At 67.2% G+C, this 15394-nt stretch carries 15 protein-coding genes and 1 other RNA gene; 3 read left to right on the top strand and 13 right to left on the bottom strand.

Annotation, left to right across the window (positions count from 1 at the left end):
• Nucleotides 1–20: 20 nt before the first annotated feature.
• Together rlmN and ndk are read right to left on the bottom strand one after the other, a co-directional pair.
• Complete coding sequence (rlmN, locus tag AC0KUR_RS24265; protein ID WP_006484457.1) at nt 21–1160, bottom strand: dual-specificity RNA methyltransferase RlmN; 1140 nt, start codon at nt 1158–1160, stop codon at nt 21–23.
• 55 nt (nt 1161–1215) lie between these two features.
• Nucleotides 1216–1641, bottom strand: a complete 426-nt coding sequence (gene ndk / locus AC0KUR_RS24260; RefSeq protein WP_006478674.1) for a nucleoside-diphosphate kinase — start codon at nt 1639–1641, stop codon at nt 1216–1218.
• Between the two features lie 249 nt (nt 1642–1890).
• Between ndk and AC0KUR_RS24255 the strand changes: the two genes are divergently transcribed.
• Entirely contained in the window at nt 1891–2589 is a 699-nt protein-coding gene (locus AC0KUR_RS24255; protein WP_006761414.1) for a Bax inhibitor-1/YccA family protein, read from the top strand.
• A gap of 63 nt (nt 2590–2652) precedes the next feature.
• Here AC0KUR_RS24255 and rlmD read toward each other — a convergent pair whose 3' ends face one another.
• A complete protein-coding gene (gene rlmD, locus AC0KUR_RS24250; protein WP_233622711.1) occupies nt 2653–3957 on the bottom strand; it encodes a 23S rRNA (uracil(1939)-C(5))-methyltransferase RlmD in 1305 nt (434 codons plus the stop codon).
• Nucleotides 3958–4275: 318 nt separating this feature from the next.
• Here rlmD and AC0KUR_RS24245 point away from each other — a divergent pair, with 318 nt between their 5' ends.
• Nucleotides 4276–5130: an endonuclease/exonuclease/phosphatase family protein gene (locus tag AC0KUR_RS24245; protein ID WP_473376507.1), complete on the top strand. Its 855-nt coding sequence runs from the start codon at nt 4276–4278 to the stop codon at nt 5128–5130.
• 30 nt (nt 5131–5160) lie between these two features.
• On the opposite strand, the gene AC0KUR_RS24240 is transcribed toward AC0KUR_RS24245, so the two are convergent.
• The 10 genes from AC0KUR_RS24240 to ffs all read right to left on the bottom strand — a co-directional run bounded on the left by AC0KUR_RS24240 (nt 5161) and on the right by ffs (nt 14676).
• Nucleotides 5161–5937, bottom strand: coding sequence for a 3'-5' exonuclease (locus AC0KUR_RS24240; protein WP_034188642.1), 777 nt, complete (start codon nt 5935–5937; stop codon nt 5161–5163).
• 3 nt (nt 5938–5940) lie between these two features.
• Nucleotides 5941–7029: an RNA polymerase sigma factor RpoS gene (gene rpoS, locus AC0KUR_RS24235; protein WP_034188643.1), complete on the bottom strand. Its 1089-nt coding sequence runs from the start codon at nt 7027–7029 to the stop codon at nt 5941–5943.
• Nucleotides 7030–7040: 11 nt separating this feature from the next.
• The gene (locus tag AC0KUR_RS24230) at nt 7041–7928 is read right to left on the bottom strand and encodes a peptidoglycan DD-metalloendopeptidase family protein (RefSeq protein WP_049028267.1); all 888 of its coding nucleotides are present in this window, start codon (nt 7926–7928) and stop codon (nt 7041–7043) included.
• 5 nt (nt 7929–7933) lie between these two features.
• Entirely contained in the window at nt 7934–8866 is a 933-nt protein-coding gene (locus tag AC0KUR_RS24225) for a protein-L-isoaspartate(D-aspartate) O-methyltransferase (protein WP_034188975.1), read from the bottom strand.
• Complete coding sequence (gene surE / locus AC0KUR_RS24220; RefSeq protein ID WP_034188645.1) at nt 8863–9624, bottom strand: 5'/3'-nucleotidase SurE; 762 nt, start codon at nt 9622–9624, stop codon at nt 8863–8865. The genes AC0KUR_RS24225 and surE overlap by 4 nt, the downstream gene beginning before the upstream one ends.
• Before the next feature lie 209 nt (nt 9625–9833).
• Nucleotides 9834–11039: a CaiB/BaiF CoA transferase family protein gene (locus tag AC0KUR_RS24215; RefSeq protein ID WP_059561612.1), complete on the bottom strand. Its 1206-nt coding sequence runs from the start codon at nt 11037–11039 to the stop codon at nt 9834–9836.
• Between the two features lie 48 nt (nt 11040–11087).
• Nucleotides 11088–11684: a recombination mediator RecR gene (recR, locus tag AC0KUR_RS24210; RefSeq protein ID WP_006478665.1), complete on the bottom strand. Its 597-nt coding sequence runs from the start codon at nt 11682–11684 to the stop codon at nt 11088–11090.
• Nucleotides 11685–11715: 31 nt separating this feature from the next.
• Complete coding sequence (locus AC0KUR_RS24205) at nt 11716–12042, bottom strand: YbaB/EbfC family nucleoid-associated protein (protein ID WP_014896896.1); 327 nt, start codon at nt 12040–12042, stop codon at nt 11716–11718.
• 95 nt (nt 12043–12137) lie between these two features.
• On the bottom strand, nt 12138–14450 hold the full coding sequence (gene dnaX / locus AC0KUR_RS24200; protein ID WP_473376506.1) for a DNA polymerase III subunit gamma/tau: 2313 nt from the start codon (nt 14448–14450) through the stop codon (nt 12138–12140).
• A gap of 127 nt (nt 14451–14577) precedes the next feature.
• Nucleotides 14578–14676: signal recognition particle sRNA small type (gene ffs / locus AC0KUR_RS24195), an RNA gene on the bottom strand.
• A 390-nt stretch (nt 14677–15066) separates the two neighbouring features.
• Here ffs and trxA point away from each other — a divergent pair.
• Nucleotides 15067–15393: a thioredoxin TrxA gene (gene trxA, locus AC0KUR_RS24190; protein ID WP_006402348.1), complete on the top strand. Its 327-nt coding sequence runs from the start codon at nt 15067–15069 to the stop codon at nt 15391–15393.
• Nucleotide 15394: the final 1 nt, after the last annotated feature.

Here is a 15394-nt window from a genome sequence, read left to right as displayed (position 1 = left end):
TCCCCGGCCAGGTGCCCCCGTCAAACTGCCCGAACTTCGATGATTTTTCCTGCTGCACCCGTTCGCTCCGCCAGGCGCGTGCGGTCCTTCACCGCGCCGGCCAGCTGGCCGCACGCGGCATCGATGTCGTCGCCGCGCGTCTTGCGAACGGTCGTGACGACACCCGCGTCGATGAGGACCTGCGCGAAGCGCTTGATCTGCTCCGGCTTCGAGCGGATGAGGCCCGATTCCGGAAACGGATTGAACGGGATCAGATTGAACTTGCACGGCACGTCGCGCGTGACGGCCAGCAGTTCGCGCGCATGCGCTTCGGTGTCGTTGACGCCGTCCAGCATGCAGTATTCGAATGTAATGAAGTCACGCGGCGCGACTTTCAGATAGCGCTGGCATGCAGCCATCAGCTCGCGAAGCGGATACTTCTTGTTGAGCGGCACCAGCTCGTCGCGCAGCGCATCGTTCGGCGCGTGCAGCGAAACGGCCAGCGCGACCGGCAACTCGGCGCCGAGGCGATCCATCATCGGCACCACGCCGGACGTGGACAGCGTCACGCGGCGGCGCGACAGGCCGTACGCGTTGTCGTCGAGCATCAGCCGCATCGCGGGCACGACCGCGCTGTAATTCAGGAGCGGCTCGCCCATGCCCATCATCACCACGTTGGTGACGACCCGTTCGGCCTTGCCGTTCGGGCCAGGCGCGCGGCCCAGCGACGCTCGCAATGCAAATTCGGCCATGCGGAGCTGGCCGATGATTTCGGCTGTCGACAGGTTGCGGGAAAAGCCCTGCTTGCCCGTCGAACAGAAGCGGCAGTTGACCGCGCATCCGGCCTGCGACGACACGCACAGCGTGCCGCGCGTCTCTTCCGGGATGAACACGGTTTCGACCGCATTGCCGTTTCCGACGTCGATCAGCCACTTGCGCGTGCCGTCGGTGGAAACGTGATCGCTGGCGATCTCGGGCATCACGATCGACGCGCGGCCCTTGAGCTTTTCTCTCAGGGACTTCGCGAGATCGGTCATGCCGTCGAAATCGCCGGCGTTGTACTGGTGGATCCAGCGCTGCAACTGCTTGGCGCGGAACGGCTTCTCGCCCAGGCTGCCGCAGTACGCGACAAGACCCTCGGCATCGAAGTCGAGAAGATTGACGGAAGTTTCGCTCGTCATGATGTGCTGCCTTGCCGCGTACGCTGAATCCTGCCTACTTGCTGTCAGCCAGGGCTTAACGCGAGTAAACGTTCATTTCCGGGAAGAAGAACGCGATTTCGACCGCTGCCGTTTCCGCAGCGTCCGAGCCGTGAACGGCGTTCGCGTCGATGCTGTCGGCGAAATCGGCGCGGATCGTGCCCTTTTCCGCCTTCTTCGGATCCGTCGCGCCCATCAGGTCGCGGTTCTTCAGGATCGCGCCTTCGCCTTCCAGAACCTGGATCATCACCGGGCCCGAGATCATGAAATCGACGAGGTCCTTGAAGAACGGACGCGCTGCGTGAACCGCGTAGAACTTCTCTGCGTCAGCACGCGACAGGTGTGCCATGCGCGATGCGACGATCTTCAGGCCGGCGCCTTCGAAACGGCTGTAGATCTGGCCGATCACGTTCTTTGCCACCGCATCCGGCTTGATGATCGACAGGGTGCGCTCGATTGCCATAAAAACTCCAAAAAATTAAGAAGTTACAGGTTCAAATGAATCCGCTATTGTAGCACGATCCCGTGTATCATTGCGATTGAACCCTTACACACGTGAAAGGTTCCGAATCCATATGTTTTCTGCCGCACGGCCATTGAAACCTCCCGGCACGGAACGTATCTTAGCCATAGCTGCTCCGGTTTGCTGCGCCGCACACCGCGTGCGCCGAACCGGCCCCGGACGCTCACGCGTTCAATGTTAGGAGAAACCATGAACGACTATCCGTACAATTTCGGCCGCGGCGGTTCCGTCAGCACCGCCGAGGTGCGCAACCGCGTGCTGCGGAACACGTACTGGCTGCTCGCGCTGTCGATGGTGCCGACCGTGCTGGGCGCCTGGGTCGGCGTCGCGACGGGCTTCTCGCTGTTCGCCGCCACGAGCCCGATGATGAGCCTGCTCGCGTTCTTCGCGATCGCGTTCGGCTTCATGTTCGCGATCGAGCGGACGAAAAACAGCGCGGCCGGCGTGTTCGTGCTGCTCGGCTTCACGTTCTTCATGGGCCTGATGCTGTCGCGGCTGCTGAGCTTCATCCTCGGCTTCTCGAACGGCCCGTCGCTGATCATGCTCGCGTTCGGCGGCACCGGCATCATCTTCGCCGCGATGGCGACGATCGCCACCGTCAGCAAGCGCGATTTCTCGGGCCTCGGCAAGTGGCTGTTCATGGGCGTGATCGTGATCCTGCTCGCGTCGGTCGCGAACATCTTCCTGCAACTGCCGGCGCTGATGCTCACCGTGTCGGTGCTCGCGATCGCGATCTTCTCCGCATACATGCTGTTCGACGTCCAGCGCGTCGTGAACGGCGGCGAGACGAACTACATCTCGGCCACGCTCGCGATCTACCTCGACCTGTACAACGTGTTCACGAACCTGCTCGCCCTGCTCGGCATCTTCGGCGGCAACCGCAACTGACGTTCGCGGGGCCCCATGAAAAAACCGGCCTTCGGGCCGGTTTTTTTACGTCCGCCGCCCGGCTCAGTCGCGCTCGAACAGCGCGATCGATTCGACGTGCGACGTATTCGGGAACATGTTGACGACACCGGCGCCCTTCAGCCGGTAACCGGCCTCGTGCACGAGCAGGCCCGCGTCGCGTGCAAGCGTCGACGGGTTGCACGACACGTAGACGATGCGCTTCGGCAGCGGGCCTGCGCCGCTCTGCGCGATCTCGGCCAGCGCCTTCGACACCGCGAGCGCGCCTTCGCGCGGCGGGTCGATCAGGAACTTGTCGAAGGCGCCAAGCGCGCGGAGGTCGTCGCCCGTCACCTCGAACAGGTTCCGGCACGCGAACGTCGTGTGGCCGTCGACACCGTTTTCGCGTGCATTCGCGAGCGCGCGCGTCGTCAGCGTGTCGCTGCCCTCGATGCCCATCACTTCGCGCGACAGCCGCGCGAGCGGCAGCGTGAAGTTGCCGATGCCGCAGAACAGGTCGAGCACGCGGTCGTCGCGCGACGGCGCCAGCAGGCGCAGCGCACGCCCCACCAGCACACGGTTGATCTGATGATTGACCTGCGTGAAGTCGGTCGGCTTGAACGGCATGCGGATGCCGAACTCCGGCAGCGTGTAGTCGAGCGGCACGTCGAGCGGATAGAACGGCGTCACCGTGTCCGGGCCCTTCGGCTGCAGCCAGAACTGCACCTTGTGCTCGTCCGCGAACGCGCGCAGCAGCGCTTCGTCGTCCGCATTGATCGGCTCCAGCACGCGCAGCACGAGCGCCGTGACTTGCGAACCGACCGCCAGCTCGATCTGCGGCATCCGATCGCGGATCGACAGCCCCTCGACGAGCCGGCGCAGCGGCACCAGCATCGCCGACACGTGCGGCGGCAGCACTTCGCAGCTCGTCATGTCGGCAACGTAGCTGCTCTTCTTCTCGTGGAACCCGACCAGCACGCCGCCCTTCTTCGCCACGTTGCGCACGGTCAGCCGCGCACGGTAGCGATAGCCCCACGACGGGCCGTGGATCGGCGCGAACATCGTTTCCGCGCGCAGCTTCGCCAGGTGCCACAGGTTGTCCTCGAGCACGCGCTGCTTGACCGCCACCTGCGCACGCATGTCGAGATGCTGCATCGAGCAGCCGCCGCAGGTACCGAAGAACTTGCATTTCGGCTGCGTGCGCATCACGCTCGGGCGCAGAATATCGACAACCGTCGCCTGCTCGTAGCTCGGCTTGCGGCGGTAGCTCGAATAGGTCACGCGTTCGCCCGGCAACGCGCCCTCGACGAAGATGACCTTGCCCGGCTCGCCGTCCTCGGTGATCGTGCGGCCGACACCGCGCGCTTCCATGTCGAGCGATTCGATCTCGAGAACCGGGGCGGGCCCGGGCGCGACGGGCGCATTTTTCGATTTGCGCGCAGAAGTGGGGACGGCTTCGGACACCAGCTTTTCCTGACAAACGTTGAAGAAGGCGAGATTGTAGACGACGAAGGCCCGTACCGCCCGCTTTGGATGGCGCGACCGTCGATACTCGATCAGGGACGGCCCTGCATGGCGCCGAAACTCGCGCAGCCGGCTGACAGCCCCCGGCCCACGGGCGCGCACGACACTGGAACGCGCGAGGGCGCGGCCCTGACGCCCGACGCCCAACCGGCAGGAGATTCGACCATGCGACTGATCGACTGGAACATCCAATGGGGTCGGGACGCGGACGGCGTCGTCGACCTTTCCCGCACCGTCTCGACGATCCGGCGGCTCGGCGATTTCGACGTGCTGTGCCTGCAGGAAGTCACGCGCGGCTTCGGCGCACTGCCCGGGCAGCCGGGCCCCGACCAGTTCGCCGAACTCGCGGCGCGGCTGCCCGGCTACACGATCATCGAAGCGATCGGCGCCGATCTGCCGGCAATCGAACCGGGCGCATCGCGCCGCCAGTTCGGCAATGCGATCGCGACGCGGCTGCCGGTCGGGCGCGTGCTGCGCCAGTGGCTGCCGTGGCCGGCCGACGCCGGCGCGCCGTCGATGCCGCGCGTCGCGCTCGACGTCGAACTGCAGGCGCCCTTCGGCGCGCTGCGCGTGGTGACGACCCATCTGGAATATTATTCGGCGCGCCAGCGGCTCGCACAGGTCGATGCGTTGCGCGGCCGGCATCGCGAGGCCTGCGCGCACGCGAAACACCCGGCGCCGGCCGAGACTGCCGAGGGACCGTTCAGCGCGACCGGCCAGCCGTGCGATGCGATCGTCTGCGGCGACTTCAACAGCGCATTCGACAGCGACGCGTACCGGCGCTTCCTGGCCCCGATCGCGGACGCGCCGCGCTTCGTCGACGCTTGGGTCGCGCGACACCCGGGCCGCGCGCCGCCACCGACGGCCGGCGTCCACGATACGGCGCAATGGCCGGAAGGGCCGCTCGCGTGCGACTTCGTATTCGTGACCCAGACGCTGCTGCCGCGCGTCGTGTATTGCGAGATCGACGGCGACGTGCGCGCGTCCGACCATCAGCCCGTGCTGCTCGAGCTGGCCTGACCGCGCCGATTGCGGCGCCGGCCGCCCCCGCTACGCGTCGAAGCCGGCCAGGTACTCGACCCAGTGCGGCGCCGGCTCGAGCGCGAGCGCATTCTTCACGATCAGGATCTCGTCCGCATACTCGCTCGGTGTCAGGCCGCCGCGCATCAACTGGAACCGGCAGTACAGCAGATAGGTGTTGACGACGTCGGTTTCGCAATAGTTGCGGATTTCGTCGATCCGGCCATCGCGGAACGCCGGCCACACCTGGCTGCCGTCCATCCCGAGCTTGCCCGGAAAGCCGCACAGCTTCGCCAGCGCGTCGAGCGGCGCGTTCGCGCGCGCCTGATACATCGCGAGCACGTCCATCAGGTCGGTATGCCGCGTGTGATAGCGCGAGATGTAGTTGTTCCACTTGAATTCGCGGTCGTCCTCGCCGAGATCCCAGTAGCGGGTCGCGGGGATACCGTGCACGAGCGCGCGATAATGGAGCACCGGCAGGTCGAAGCCACCGCCGTTCCACGACACGAGCTGCGGCGTGTATTTCTCGATCACGCGGTAGAACGACTGGATCAGCGTCGCTTCGTTGTCCTGCGGCGTGCCGAGCGAGCGCACGCGAAAACCGTTGTTGTCGCGGAACACGCACGAGATCGCGGCGATCCGCTGCAGGTGATGCGGCAGGAAATCGCTGCCGGTCTTCTCGCGGCGCGCGGCGAATGCATGTTCGGCCACCGCGGCATCGTCGAGCGTTGCAGGGAGGTCTTCCAGACGGCGAATGCCGTCGACATCGGGAATCGTCTCGATGTCAAAAACAAGAATCGGAGTCATCGGTTACAGAACGGCGTCCTTGCGCACGCCGTTGGAGGCAAAGAACCGCTTGAGGCGCACCAGCGCTTCCTGCTGGATCTGCCGCACGCGCTCGCGCGTCAGCCCCATCTCGTCGGCGAGCTCCTCGAGCGTCGCCGGTTCGATGTGGTTCAGGCCGAAGCGGCGTTCGATCACGTGCCGATGCTTGTCCGACAGACGCGACAGCCATGCGCGCGTCAGCGTCTCGAGCTCGCGGTGCTGCACCTCGGCATCGGGCGACTGGCTCTGGTCGTCGGGCAACAGGTCGAGCAGGCTGCTCGCGGGATCGAGGTCGAGCGGCGCGTCGAGCGACGCCGTATGCTCGTTGAGCGCGAGGATGTCGGTAACTTCCTCGGCGGTCTTGCCGGTGAGATAGGCGATGTCGTCGATGCTGGCTTCGCGGCGCTCGGCCGCCTCGCCCGTCGACATCGAATTCTTTTCGAGGTGGCGCTTCGCGCGCAGCACCTGGTTCAGCTCGCGGATCACGTGCACGGGCAGGCGCACCGTGCGGGCCTGGTTCATGATCGCCCGTTCGATGCTCTGCCGGATCCACCACGTCGCATAGGTCGAGAAACGGAACCCGCGCGTCGGGTCGAACTTCTCGATCGCGTGCATGAGGCCGAGGTTGCCTTCCTCGATCAGGTCAAGCAGCGGGACGCCGCGGTTCAGATACCCCTTCGCGATACTGACGACGAGACGCAGGTTGCGCTCGATCATCACCTGCCGCGCCTCGAATTCGCCGGCCTTCGCCAGGCGGGAATAGCGCTGCTCTTCCTCGACGGTCAGCAGCGGCTTCACGCTGATTCGGTTCAGGTAATGCTGGATCGTGTCGGCCGTGAGCTCGGCCTGCAGCAGCGTGCGGAAATCGTCGACATCGGGCGATGCTTCCGGGCGGCCTTCGCGCTCGTCGTCGCCGCCGTCCACCTCGGCGTCGCGTGCCTCGATATCGCGCTCGTTGTCCGCGATATCGTCCTCGTCGTCCGTCGAAGCACCAGCTCGCCCCACCGATGCTTGCGTGGCACGACTGATCTTCTCAGATTCGGCTTGCGGCTCGTGGCGCTTCGATTTCGGCATGGTCGTCTCGGTTATTGAGGCGGCAAATACTTCAGCGGATCGACAGGCTTACCCTGCCGGCGAACCTCGAAATGCAGCATCACGCGGTCGGCGTCGCTGTTACCCATCTCGGCGATCTTCTGCCCCTTCGTTACCGCGTCCCCCTCTTTTACCATCAAAGCGCGATTGTGTGCATACGCCGTGAGGTAAGTTGCATCGTGTTTGATGATAATGAGGTTGCCGTAACCACGCAGGCCATTGCCGGAGTAAACGACGCGGCCGTCCGCTGCCGCCTTCACGGCCTCGCCGGCGGACCCGCCGATATTGACACCCTTGTTCTTCGCGTCGTCGAACCCGTTCAGCACGGGGCCGCGCGCGGGCCACGCGAACGTCACGGGGCCGCTCGGGGCCGCCGCCGTATCGCTGGATCCGGTCGCCGCGGCCGGCGGCGTCGCGAGCGTGGACGACGTGCCGGCGGCCGGCGTGGCCGGACCGCTGCTCAGCGGCGCGGTCGCCACGGCCGCACCCGCGATCGGCGCGGTGGCCGGTGCGCCCGCAACGGCGGCACCGCCCGGCGGCGCCACGCGCAGCAACTGGTCGACTTCGATCTGGTTCGGGTTCGCCAGGTTGTTCCACGACGCGATGTCGCGATAGTTCTGCCCGTTCTCGAGCGCAATCCGGTACAGCGTGTCGCCCGGTTTCACGCGGTAGAAGCCCGGCGGCGGCGGGCCGAGCGGCACCGCGGGCTGCGCGGCGCCGGTCGTGCCGAGCGAGCCGGAGCGATCGACGACAGGCGCGTTGTCGAGCCGCGTCGCACAGGCGGCCAGTAGCGTGGAGAGCGCAGCCACACAGATCGCGCGCTGGGCGAGCGTGAGCGGTTCCCTGGATCGGTTGTTTTGCATCGCGCGCAACATACTCATCGGTTTCAAATCACTCCGGATTTTAAAGGGACAAAGAAAACGCGATCAAGCCGGGACTCTCGCCATTGCGCGTGCGCGACGCGCTCGACGAGCGTGAGCACCTGGTGCTGCCCGCTCTGCGCGCCGACCGGCGCGACGAGCCGCCCGCCGATCGCGAGCTGCTCGAGCAGCGCTTGCGGCACGTCGAGCCCCGCCGCCGCGATCACGATCGCGTCGAACGGGGCCGCGGACGGCAGGCCGACACGCCCGTCGCCGTAGTGCAGACGGATGTTCGGCACGCGCAGCGGCCGCAGGTTCAGCTTGGCGCGCTCGTAGAGCGGCTTGATGCGTTCAATCGAATACACGTCGCGTGCCACGTGGCTCAGCACGGCGGCCTGATAGCCGCATCCCGTGCCGATCTCGAGGACGCGCTCGAGTGTGCGGCCGGCCATCGCGAGCTCGATCATGCGCGCGACGACCGACGGCTTGGAAATGGTTTGCTGGTGGCCGATCGGCAACGCCGAATCCTCGTAGGCCTGCGTCGCGAGCCCCGGATCCACGAACATGTGGCGCGGCACCGCGGCCATCGCGTCCAGCACGCGCGCGTCGGTCACACCGTTCGCGCGCAGTCGTTCGACCATCCGCTCGCGCACCCGTTCCGACGTGAGCGCGAACGCGCCGGCCGGCGCGACGCTCGGCGCAGCCGGTTTCGGCATCGCGGGCTTCGGCGCGGTCGGCTTCGGCGCGGTCGCGGGCTTCGCGGCGACGGGACCGGGCAACGCCGATCGCCCGGCAGCGGGCTTTACCGCAACCGGTTTCAGTACGGCAGCGGGCTTGTCGGCCGCCTTCGACACCGCGCCCGCCGCATGGCGTTCACCGGTCCGACCTTCCGATTTGCGTGGCGCTCGCTTGAGATCTTCGAGCGCGAGCGGAAACCGCTTCGCGCGCTCGCCGCTCATGAAGCCCGCCCTCCGGCGCGCGCCCATTCGCGCGTCGCGGGCAGCATCTGCGTATGCGTGAGGTCGAGCTGCAGCGGCGTGATCGACACGAAACCGTTTGCGACGGCGTGGAAATCGGTGCCGTCGCTCGCGTCCAGCGCCGCGCCCGCCGCGCCGATCCAGTAGACCGGCTCGCCGCGCGGGTCGGTCTGGCGAATCACCGGCTGCGACGGATGACGCTTGCCCAGGCGCGTGACCTGCCAGCCCTTCAGCGCGTCGTACGGCAGGTTCGGAATATTGACGTTCAGCAGCGGGTTGCCCGGCAGCGGATGCGCGAGGTAGTGTTCGACGATTTCCGCGGCGACGCGCGCGGCGTCCGCCAGATGGGCCCAGCCCTTGTCGGCCAGCGAGAAGGCGATGGCCGGCACGCCGAACATGATGCCTTCGGTGGCGGCCGCAACTGTCCCTGAATAGAGCGTGTCTTCGCCCATGTTCTGGCCGTTGTTGATTCCGGAAACGACGAGATCCGGCCTCGCGCCGGCCATCCCCGTCAACGCGACGTGCACCGAATCGGTCGGCGTGCCGTTCACGTAGAAGAAACCCGTACCCGCCGCACGCTGCACCGACAGCGGCCGCGACAACGTGAGGGAATTCGACGCGCCGCTGCAGTTCTGCTCGGGCGCGATCACCGTGAGCTCGCCCAGCGGCTGCAGCGCTTCGCTGAGCGCGGCGAGACCGGGGGCAAGATAGCCGTCGTCGTTGCTGAGTAGGATTCGCATCCGGCGATTGTAACCGAGGAAAGATGGCGCGAGAGCGACAGTCCGGCGAGCGCGGACGGACGGGGCACGCATGCGCGCACGGTGCGCCGCCGCATTGCGCGGCGGCCTTCCGCATGCCCGGGAAAACGCGTGGCTGCCCCGGGTTTTCCTTCTCGAAAGCCGTCCCGTCGCGGATCTGGCGCGACGCGACAGGTCCGCGGGCGCTTCCCCTAGATCGCGCCCGCTTCGCGCAGCGCGGCGATCGCCTGCGCGTCGTAGCCGAGGCCGCGCAGCACCTCGTCCGTATGCTCGCCGAGTTCCGGCCCGAGCCAGCGCGTTTCACCCGGCGTATCCGACAGCTTCGGCGTGATGTTCGGCAGCGGAATGTCGGTACCGTCGGCCAGCTTGAAACGCTGGATCATCTGCCGCGCGACGAACTGCGGATCGGTGAACATGTCGGCGGCGCTGTAGATGCGCCCGGCCGGCACGTCGGCCGCGTTGAGCACGACGAGCGCCTCGTCGATCGTGCGCGGCGCGAGCCACGCGGCGATCGCGTCGTCGATCTCCCGCGTACGCGGCACGCGCCCGTCGTTTTGCGCAAGCGCGGGATCGTCGGCGAGGTCGTCGCGTTCGATGGCCTTCATCAGCCGCTTGAAGATCGGGTCGCTGTTGCCGCCGATCACGATGCTGCCGTCGCGGCACGCATAGGTGTTCGACGGCACGATGCCCGGCAGCGACGCGCCGGTGCGCTCGCGCACCATCCCGTACACGCCGTATTCGGGCACCACGCTTTCCATCATGTTGAAGACGGCCTCGTATAGTGCAACGTCGACCACCTGCCCCGCGCCGCCGTTGACCTTGCGGTGATGGAGCGCCATCAGCGCGCCGATCACGCCGTGCAGCGCGGCGATCGAATCGCCGATCGAGATGCCGATGCGCGGCGGCGGCAGATCGGGATAACCGGTGATGTGACGCAGCCCGCCCATCGATTCGGCGATCGCGCCGAAGCCGGGCCGGTCGCGGTACGGGCCCGTCTGACCGTAGCCGGACAGGCGCACCATCACGAGGCCCGGGTTGTCGGCCGACAGCACGTCGTAGCCGAGCCCGAGCTTCTCGAGCAGGCCCGGACGGAAGTTTTCGATCACGATGTCGGCCTCGCTCGCGAGCTGACGCGCGATCGCCTTGCCGGCGTCGGCTTTCAGGTTGAGCGTGACCGATTTCTTGTTGCGCGCCTGGACGGACCACCACAGCGACGTGCCGCCCTGCTCCGGGTGGAGCTTGCGCCACTTGCGCAGCGGGTCGCCGCCGTTCGGATCCTCGATCTTGATCACTTCCGCGCCGAATTCGGCGAACAGCCGCGACGCGAACGGCCCCGCGATCAGCGTTCCGAATTCGAGCACTTTGACGCCCGCGAGCGGGCCCTGGGTGGTGCTCATGTGTCTCCCTGGCATGAGGAACGGCGCCGCCTGCCGGCGGCGCCCGGCTTACATCGTGCGGCGATCGAGCATCGCGCGGGCGATGGTGCCCGCGTCGACGTATTCGAGCTCGCCGCCGACCGGCACGCCTCGCGCGAGACGCGTGACCGCGAGGCCGCGCGCCTTCAGCGTCTGGCCGAGGTAATGGGCGGTGGCTTCGCCCTCGTTCGTGAAGTTGGTCGCGAGGACGACCTCCTTGACGACACCGTCGGACGCGCGCCGCACGAGGCGGTCGAAATGGATTTCCTTCGGGCCGATCCCGTCGAGCGGGCTCAGTCGCCCCATCAACACGAAATACAGCCCGCGGTACGTCATCGTCTGCTCGAGCATGATTTGATCGGCAGGCGTCTCGACGACGCACAGCAGCGTCGGATCACGCTCCTCGTCGCTGCAGACCTCGCAGATCTGCGCTTCGGTGAACGTGTTGCACTTCTCGCAGTGCTGCAGGTGCTCGGTCGCGAACAGCAGCGACCGGCCGAGCCGCTCCGCGCCCTCGCGGTCGTGCTGCATCAGGTGGACCGCCATGCGCTGCGCGGATTTCGGCCCGACACCGGGCAGCACGCGCAACGCTTCGACGAGAGCGGACAGGGCGGACGGCTGTTTCATACGGCGGCAAACGGTGGCACGGACGCCGCGCTCAGAACGGCAGCTTGAAGCCCGGGGGCAGCGGCAGGCCCGACGTCATGCCGCTCATCTTTTCCTGCGACGTCGCTTCGGCCTTGCGCACCGCGTCGTTGAACGCCGCGGCGACGAGATCCTCGAGCATGTCCTTGTCGTCCGCGAGCAGGCTCGGGTCGATCGCGACGCGACGCACTTCGTTGCGGCACGTCATCGTCACCTTGACGAGGCCGGCGCCCGACTGCCCTTCGACTTCGATCAGCGCAAGCTGCTCCTGCATCTTCTTCATGTTTTCCTGCATTTGCTGCGCTTGCTTCATCAGTCCGGCGAGGTTGCCTTTCAACATGGGAATACTCCTTCTTGATCGTGTGAAAACCGGCACGCGGCGCGTGCCGGCCAATGTGTGCGGGGCGTGATTGTGCCTGTCGCGGGGCGGTCAGTTCAATGCAGCGTCGGCGGCACGCCGTCCGGCGCCGAATCGGCGAGCGGACGGATCGAGCCGTCGACGATGCGCGCACCGAAGTCGCGCACGAGCTGCTGGACGAACGGATCGCCGTGAATCTCCTGCTCGGCCTCGCGCTGGCGTGCCGCGCGCGCGGCCGCGTCGAGCGCCGCCGCGGTGCGCCGCGCGGGCCCGACCTCGACGGCTACCTCGACCGGCTTGCCGAGCGCATCGGCCAGCGCCGCCTTCAGCTTCGCCACCTGCGCGGCATCCGCGTACTGCGGCACCGGCACCGAAAGTTTCAGGGTGGTCGCATCGACGGCCGTCAGTTCGCTGTTGAACGCGAGCTGGTACGCGACGCCCTTCAGCGGCAGGCGCGCGGCCAGCGCCGGCCATTCGCCGTCGAAACCGACCGGATCCAGCGCGATCGCGGGCGGCAACGGGCGCGTGTCGACCGGCGCGGACGGACGCGCTTCCGCCGGCTTCGGCATCACGCGCACATCGTCGGGGCCGCTGTCGAACACCGGCACGAAGCCGTCGTCAGGGCCACCGAACATCTCGTCGGCGCTGAGCGGCACGTAGTCGTCGGGCGGGATGTCCTCCCACGGTGGCGACGTCGGGCGCGCATCGACAGCCTGCGGCGCACGGGCGGCAGCACGCGGCGTCGGCACCTGCACGGCGGGACGCGGCGCGGCCGGCTTTTCGACGACCGGCTGGGCGGCCGGCTTCGGCGCGGCGCCCGCACGCCCGCGATCGGACGACACGCGCATTCCTGCATTGCGCAGCACGTCGAGCGCGGCGGCGGCTCCGCCTGCGCGCGCGGCCGGACGGGCAGCCGGTTCCGGCGACGCAGCGCGCGGTGCCGGCGCGGCCGGTGCGGCCGGCTCCTCGATTCGCGATGCAACCGCAGCGACGCCGGCCGCAGGCGGCTCGGGTTCGTTGCGGGCGGGTGGCGGCACGTCGCTGGCCGGCGCCGCTTGCTGCGCGGCATCCGTTCCAGCCGGCTGCGTTTCGACGACAGGTGCGTCGACCGGCGCAGGCGCCTGCGCGTGAACGGCAACCGGCTTCGCCGCCGGCGGGCTGGCTTCTTCGCCGGATCGAGCCGGCGCCGGACGCGCGGCGGGGACGATCGGCGCAGCCGCCGCAGCGGCCGATGCCGCGGCAGCGCGCGGAGCCGGCACGGCACGCGGCACGGACGGCTGGCCGCCCGGCGCACCGCCGGCGGCAACAGCCGGCTCGAACGCGAGCATCCGCAGCAGCGTCATCGTGAAACCGGCATATTCGTCCGGCGCGAGACCGAGCTCCGCGCGACCGACCGTCGCGATCTGATAGAACAACTGAACCTGCTCGGGGCTCAACGCCTCCGCGAAGCGGCGCAGGTCGGCCGCTTCCGGCCATTCGTCGAGTACCGATCCCGGCGCGAACTGCGCCCACGCGATCCGGTGCAGCAGGCTCGCGAGATCCTGCAGCGCGGTCGAGAACGACAGGCTGCGCAGCGACATTTCGTCGGCGATCGTCAGGATTTCGGGGCCGCTGCCGGCCGCGAGCGCGTCGAGCAGGCGCACCATGTAAGTCTGGTCGAGCGCGCCGAGCATGCCCGACACGGCCGACTCGGTCACTTCGTTCGCCGAATAGGCGATCGCCTGGTCGGTGAGCGACAGCGCATCGCGCATGCTGCCCTGCGCCGCACGCGCGAGCAGGCGCAGCGCCTGCGGCTCGAACGTGATGCGCTCTTCGCCGAGGATCCGCTCGAGATGCGACACGATGTGCCCGGCCGGCATCTGCTTGAGGTTGAACTGCAGGCAGCGCGACAGCACGGTGACGGGAATCTTCTGCGGATCGGTCGTCGCCAGGATGAACTTGACGTGCGGCGGCGGCTCTTCGAGCGTCTTCAGCATCGCGTTGAACGCGTGGTTCGTCAGCATGTGCACTTCGTCGATCATGTAGACCTTGAAGCGCGCATCGACGGGCGCGTACACCGCGCGCTCGAGCAGCGCGGCCATCTCGTCGACGCCGCGGTTGCTCGCGGCATCCATTTCGACGTAGTCGACGAAACGGCCCTCGTCGATCTCGCGACAGGCGCGGCACACGCCGCACGGCTGCGACGTGACGCCGGTTTCACAGTTGAGCGCCTTGGCGAAGATCCGCGACAGCGTCGTCTTGCCGACACCGCGGGTTCCGGTAAACAGATAGGCGTGATGGAGACGCCCGCCGTCGAGCGCGTGCGTGAGCGCCCTGACGACGTGCTCCTGGCCGACGAGCGAAGCGAAATCCTTCGGACGCCACTTGCGTGCGAGAACTTGATAGGTCATCGGGAAATTGTATCAGTAACGCTGCGTCGCGCCGACACGCGAAACGGTGCGGAGAACGGGCAAGGTACGGGTCGAACGGAGTGTGACGCGGAAATAAAAAACGCCCGGCGAACGGGGCGAGAAGGAAGGTGACGAGCCCAACCCTCGGCACTGGCGGAAAACGATTGTGGCTGCTTCGTTCCCGACCTGACCAGGTTCACCGCCCCACCATGCGAGGAGGCCCGTCACGGCATATTCTATCACCGCTCCCGGACAAATGCGACCGTTTGTTCGCCTCAATGCAAATATCGCCGGGCAAACCGGCGCGCCATCCGTTCGCACGACGCACATGCGCACCCGCCCCTTGTAATCCGCCGGCCAGCCTCCACCTGCGTGGCACAACGGTCGAACGCCGCGTCGTACCCCTACTCGCGTAGCGGCTACTATCGCCGCCCGCAGCAGATAGCAATTTAGGCTAATATGACGCCCGAACGACCCGCGAGCCGCGGCATGCAGCGCCCACGCCTCTCCTTTCCGGGGAGCGGAGTGACCTGCCGCAGCGGCCGGCAGCCTACGGCGGCCGGTACGCCGCAACGCGCAAGCAGGCAGTCCCCGAACCGTAAGAGGTATTGACCCAATGAGCGAACAGATCAAACACATCAGCGACGCATCGTTCGAACAGGACGTCGTCAAGTCCGACAAGCCCGTGCTCGTCGATTTCTGGGCCGAATGGTGCGGCCCGTGCAAGATGATCGCCCCGATCCTCGACGAAGTCGCGAAGGACTACGGCGACAAGCTGCAGATCGCGAAAATCAACGTCGACGACAACCAGGCGACGCCCGCGAAGTTCGGCGTGCGCGGCATCCCGACGCTGATCCTGTTCAAGAACGGCGCGGCCGCCGCGCAGAAGGTCGGCGCGCTGTCGAAGTCGCAGCTCACCGCATTCCTGGACAGCCACCTGTAAT

It is taken from the genome of Burkholderia sp. YHN3-13 (assembly GCF_055810675.1).
Note: the sequence above shows the minus strand (reverse complement) of the source record. Positions and strands in the feature narration are given on the sequence as shown.

Excerpts from the sequence above, each read along its gene's own strand:
- rlmD (WP_233622711.1), bottom strand. The coding sequence starts at position 3,957 with ATGGAAGCGCGCGGTGTCGGCCGCACGATCACCGAGGACGGCGAGCCG.
- AC0KUR_RS24230 (WP_049028267.1), bottom strand. The coding sequence starts at position 7,928 with ATGAGTATGTTGCGCGCGATGCAAAACAACCGATCCAGGGAACCGCTC.
- AC0KUR_RS24240 (WP_034188642.1), bottom strand. The coding sequence starts at position 5,937 with ATGACTCCGATTCTTGTTTTTGACATCGAGACGATTCCCGATGTCGAC.
- AC0KUR_RS24205 (WP_014896896.1), bottom strand. The coding sequence starts at position 12,042 with ATGTTGAAAGGCAACCTCGCCGGACTGATGAAGCAAGCGCAGCAAATG.
- recR (WP_006478665.1), bottom strand. The coding sequence starts at position 11,684 with ATGAAACAGCCGTCCGCCCTGTCCGCTCTCGTCGAAGCGTTGCGCGTG.
- AC0KUR_RS24225 (WP_034188975.1), bottom strand. The coding sequence starts at position 8,866 with ATGAGCGGCGAGCGCGCGAAGCGGTTTCCGCTCGCGCTCGAAGATCTC.
- AC0KUR_RS24245 (WP_473376507.1), top strand. The coding sequence starts at position 4,276 with ATGCGACTGATCGACTGGAACATCCAATGGGGTCGGGACGCGGACGGC.
- AC0KUR_RS24255 (WP_006761414.1), top strand. The coding sequence starts at position 1,891 with ATGAACGACTATCCGTACAATTTCGGCCGCGGCGGTTCCGTCAGCACC.
- rpoS (WP_034188643.1), bottom strand. The coding sequence starts at position 7,029 with ATGCCGAAATCGAAGCGCCACGAGCCGCAAGCCGAATCTGAGAAGATC.
- AC0KUR_RS24215 (WP_059561612.1), bottom strand. The coding sequence starts at position 11,039 with ATGAGCACCACCCAGGGCCCGCTCGCGGGCGTCAAAGTGCTCGAATTC.
- surE (WP_034188645.1), bottom strand. The coding sequence starts at position 9,624 with ATGCGAATCCTACTCAGCAACGACGACGGCTATCTTGCCCCCGGTCTC.
- ndk (WP_006478674.1), bottom strand. The coding sequence starts at position 1,641 with ATGGCAATCGAGCGCACCCTGTCGATCATCAAGCCGGATGCGGTGGCA.
- trxA (WP_006402348.1), top strand. The coding sequence starts at position 15,067 with ATGAGCGAACAGATCAAACACATCAGCGACGCATCGTTCGAACAGGAC.
- rlmN (WP_006484457.1), bottom strand. The coding sequence starts at position 1,160 with ATGACGAGCGAAACTTCCGTCAATCTTCTCGACTTCGATGCCGAGGGT.
- dnaX (WP_473376506.1), bottom strand. The coding sequence starts at position 14,450 with ATGACCTATCAAGTTCTCGCACGCAAGTGGCGTCCGAAGGATTTCGCT.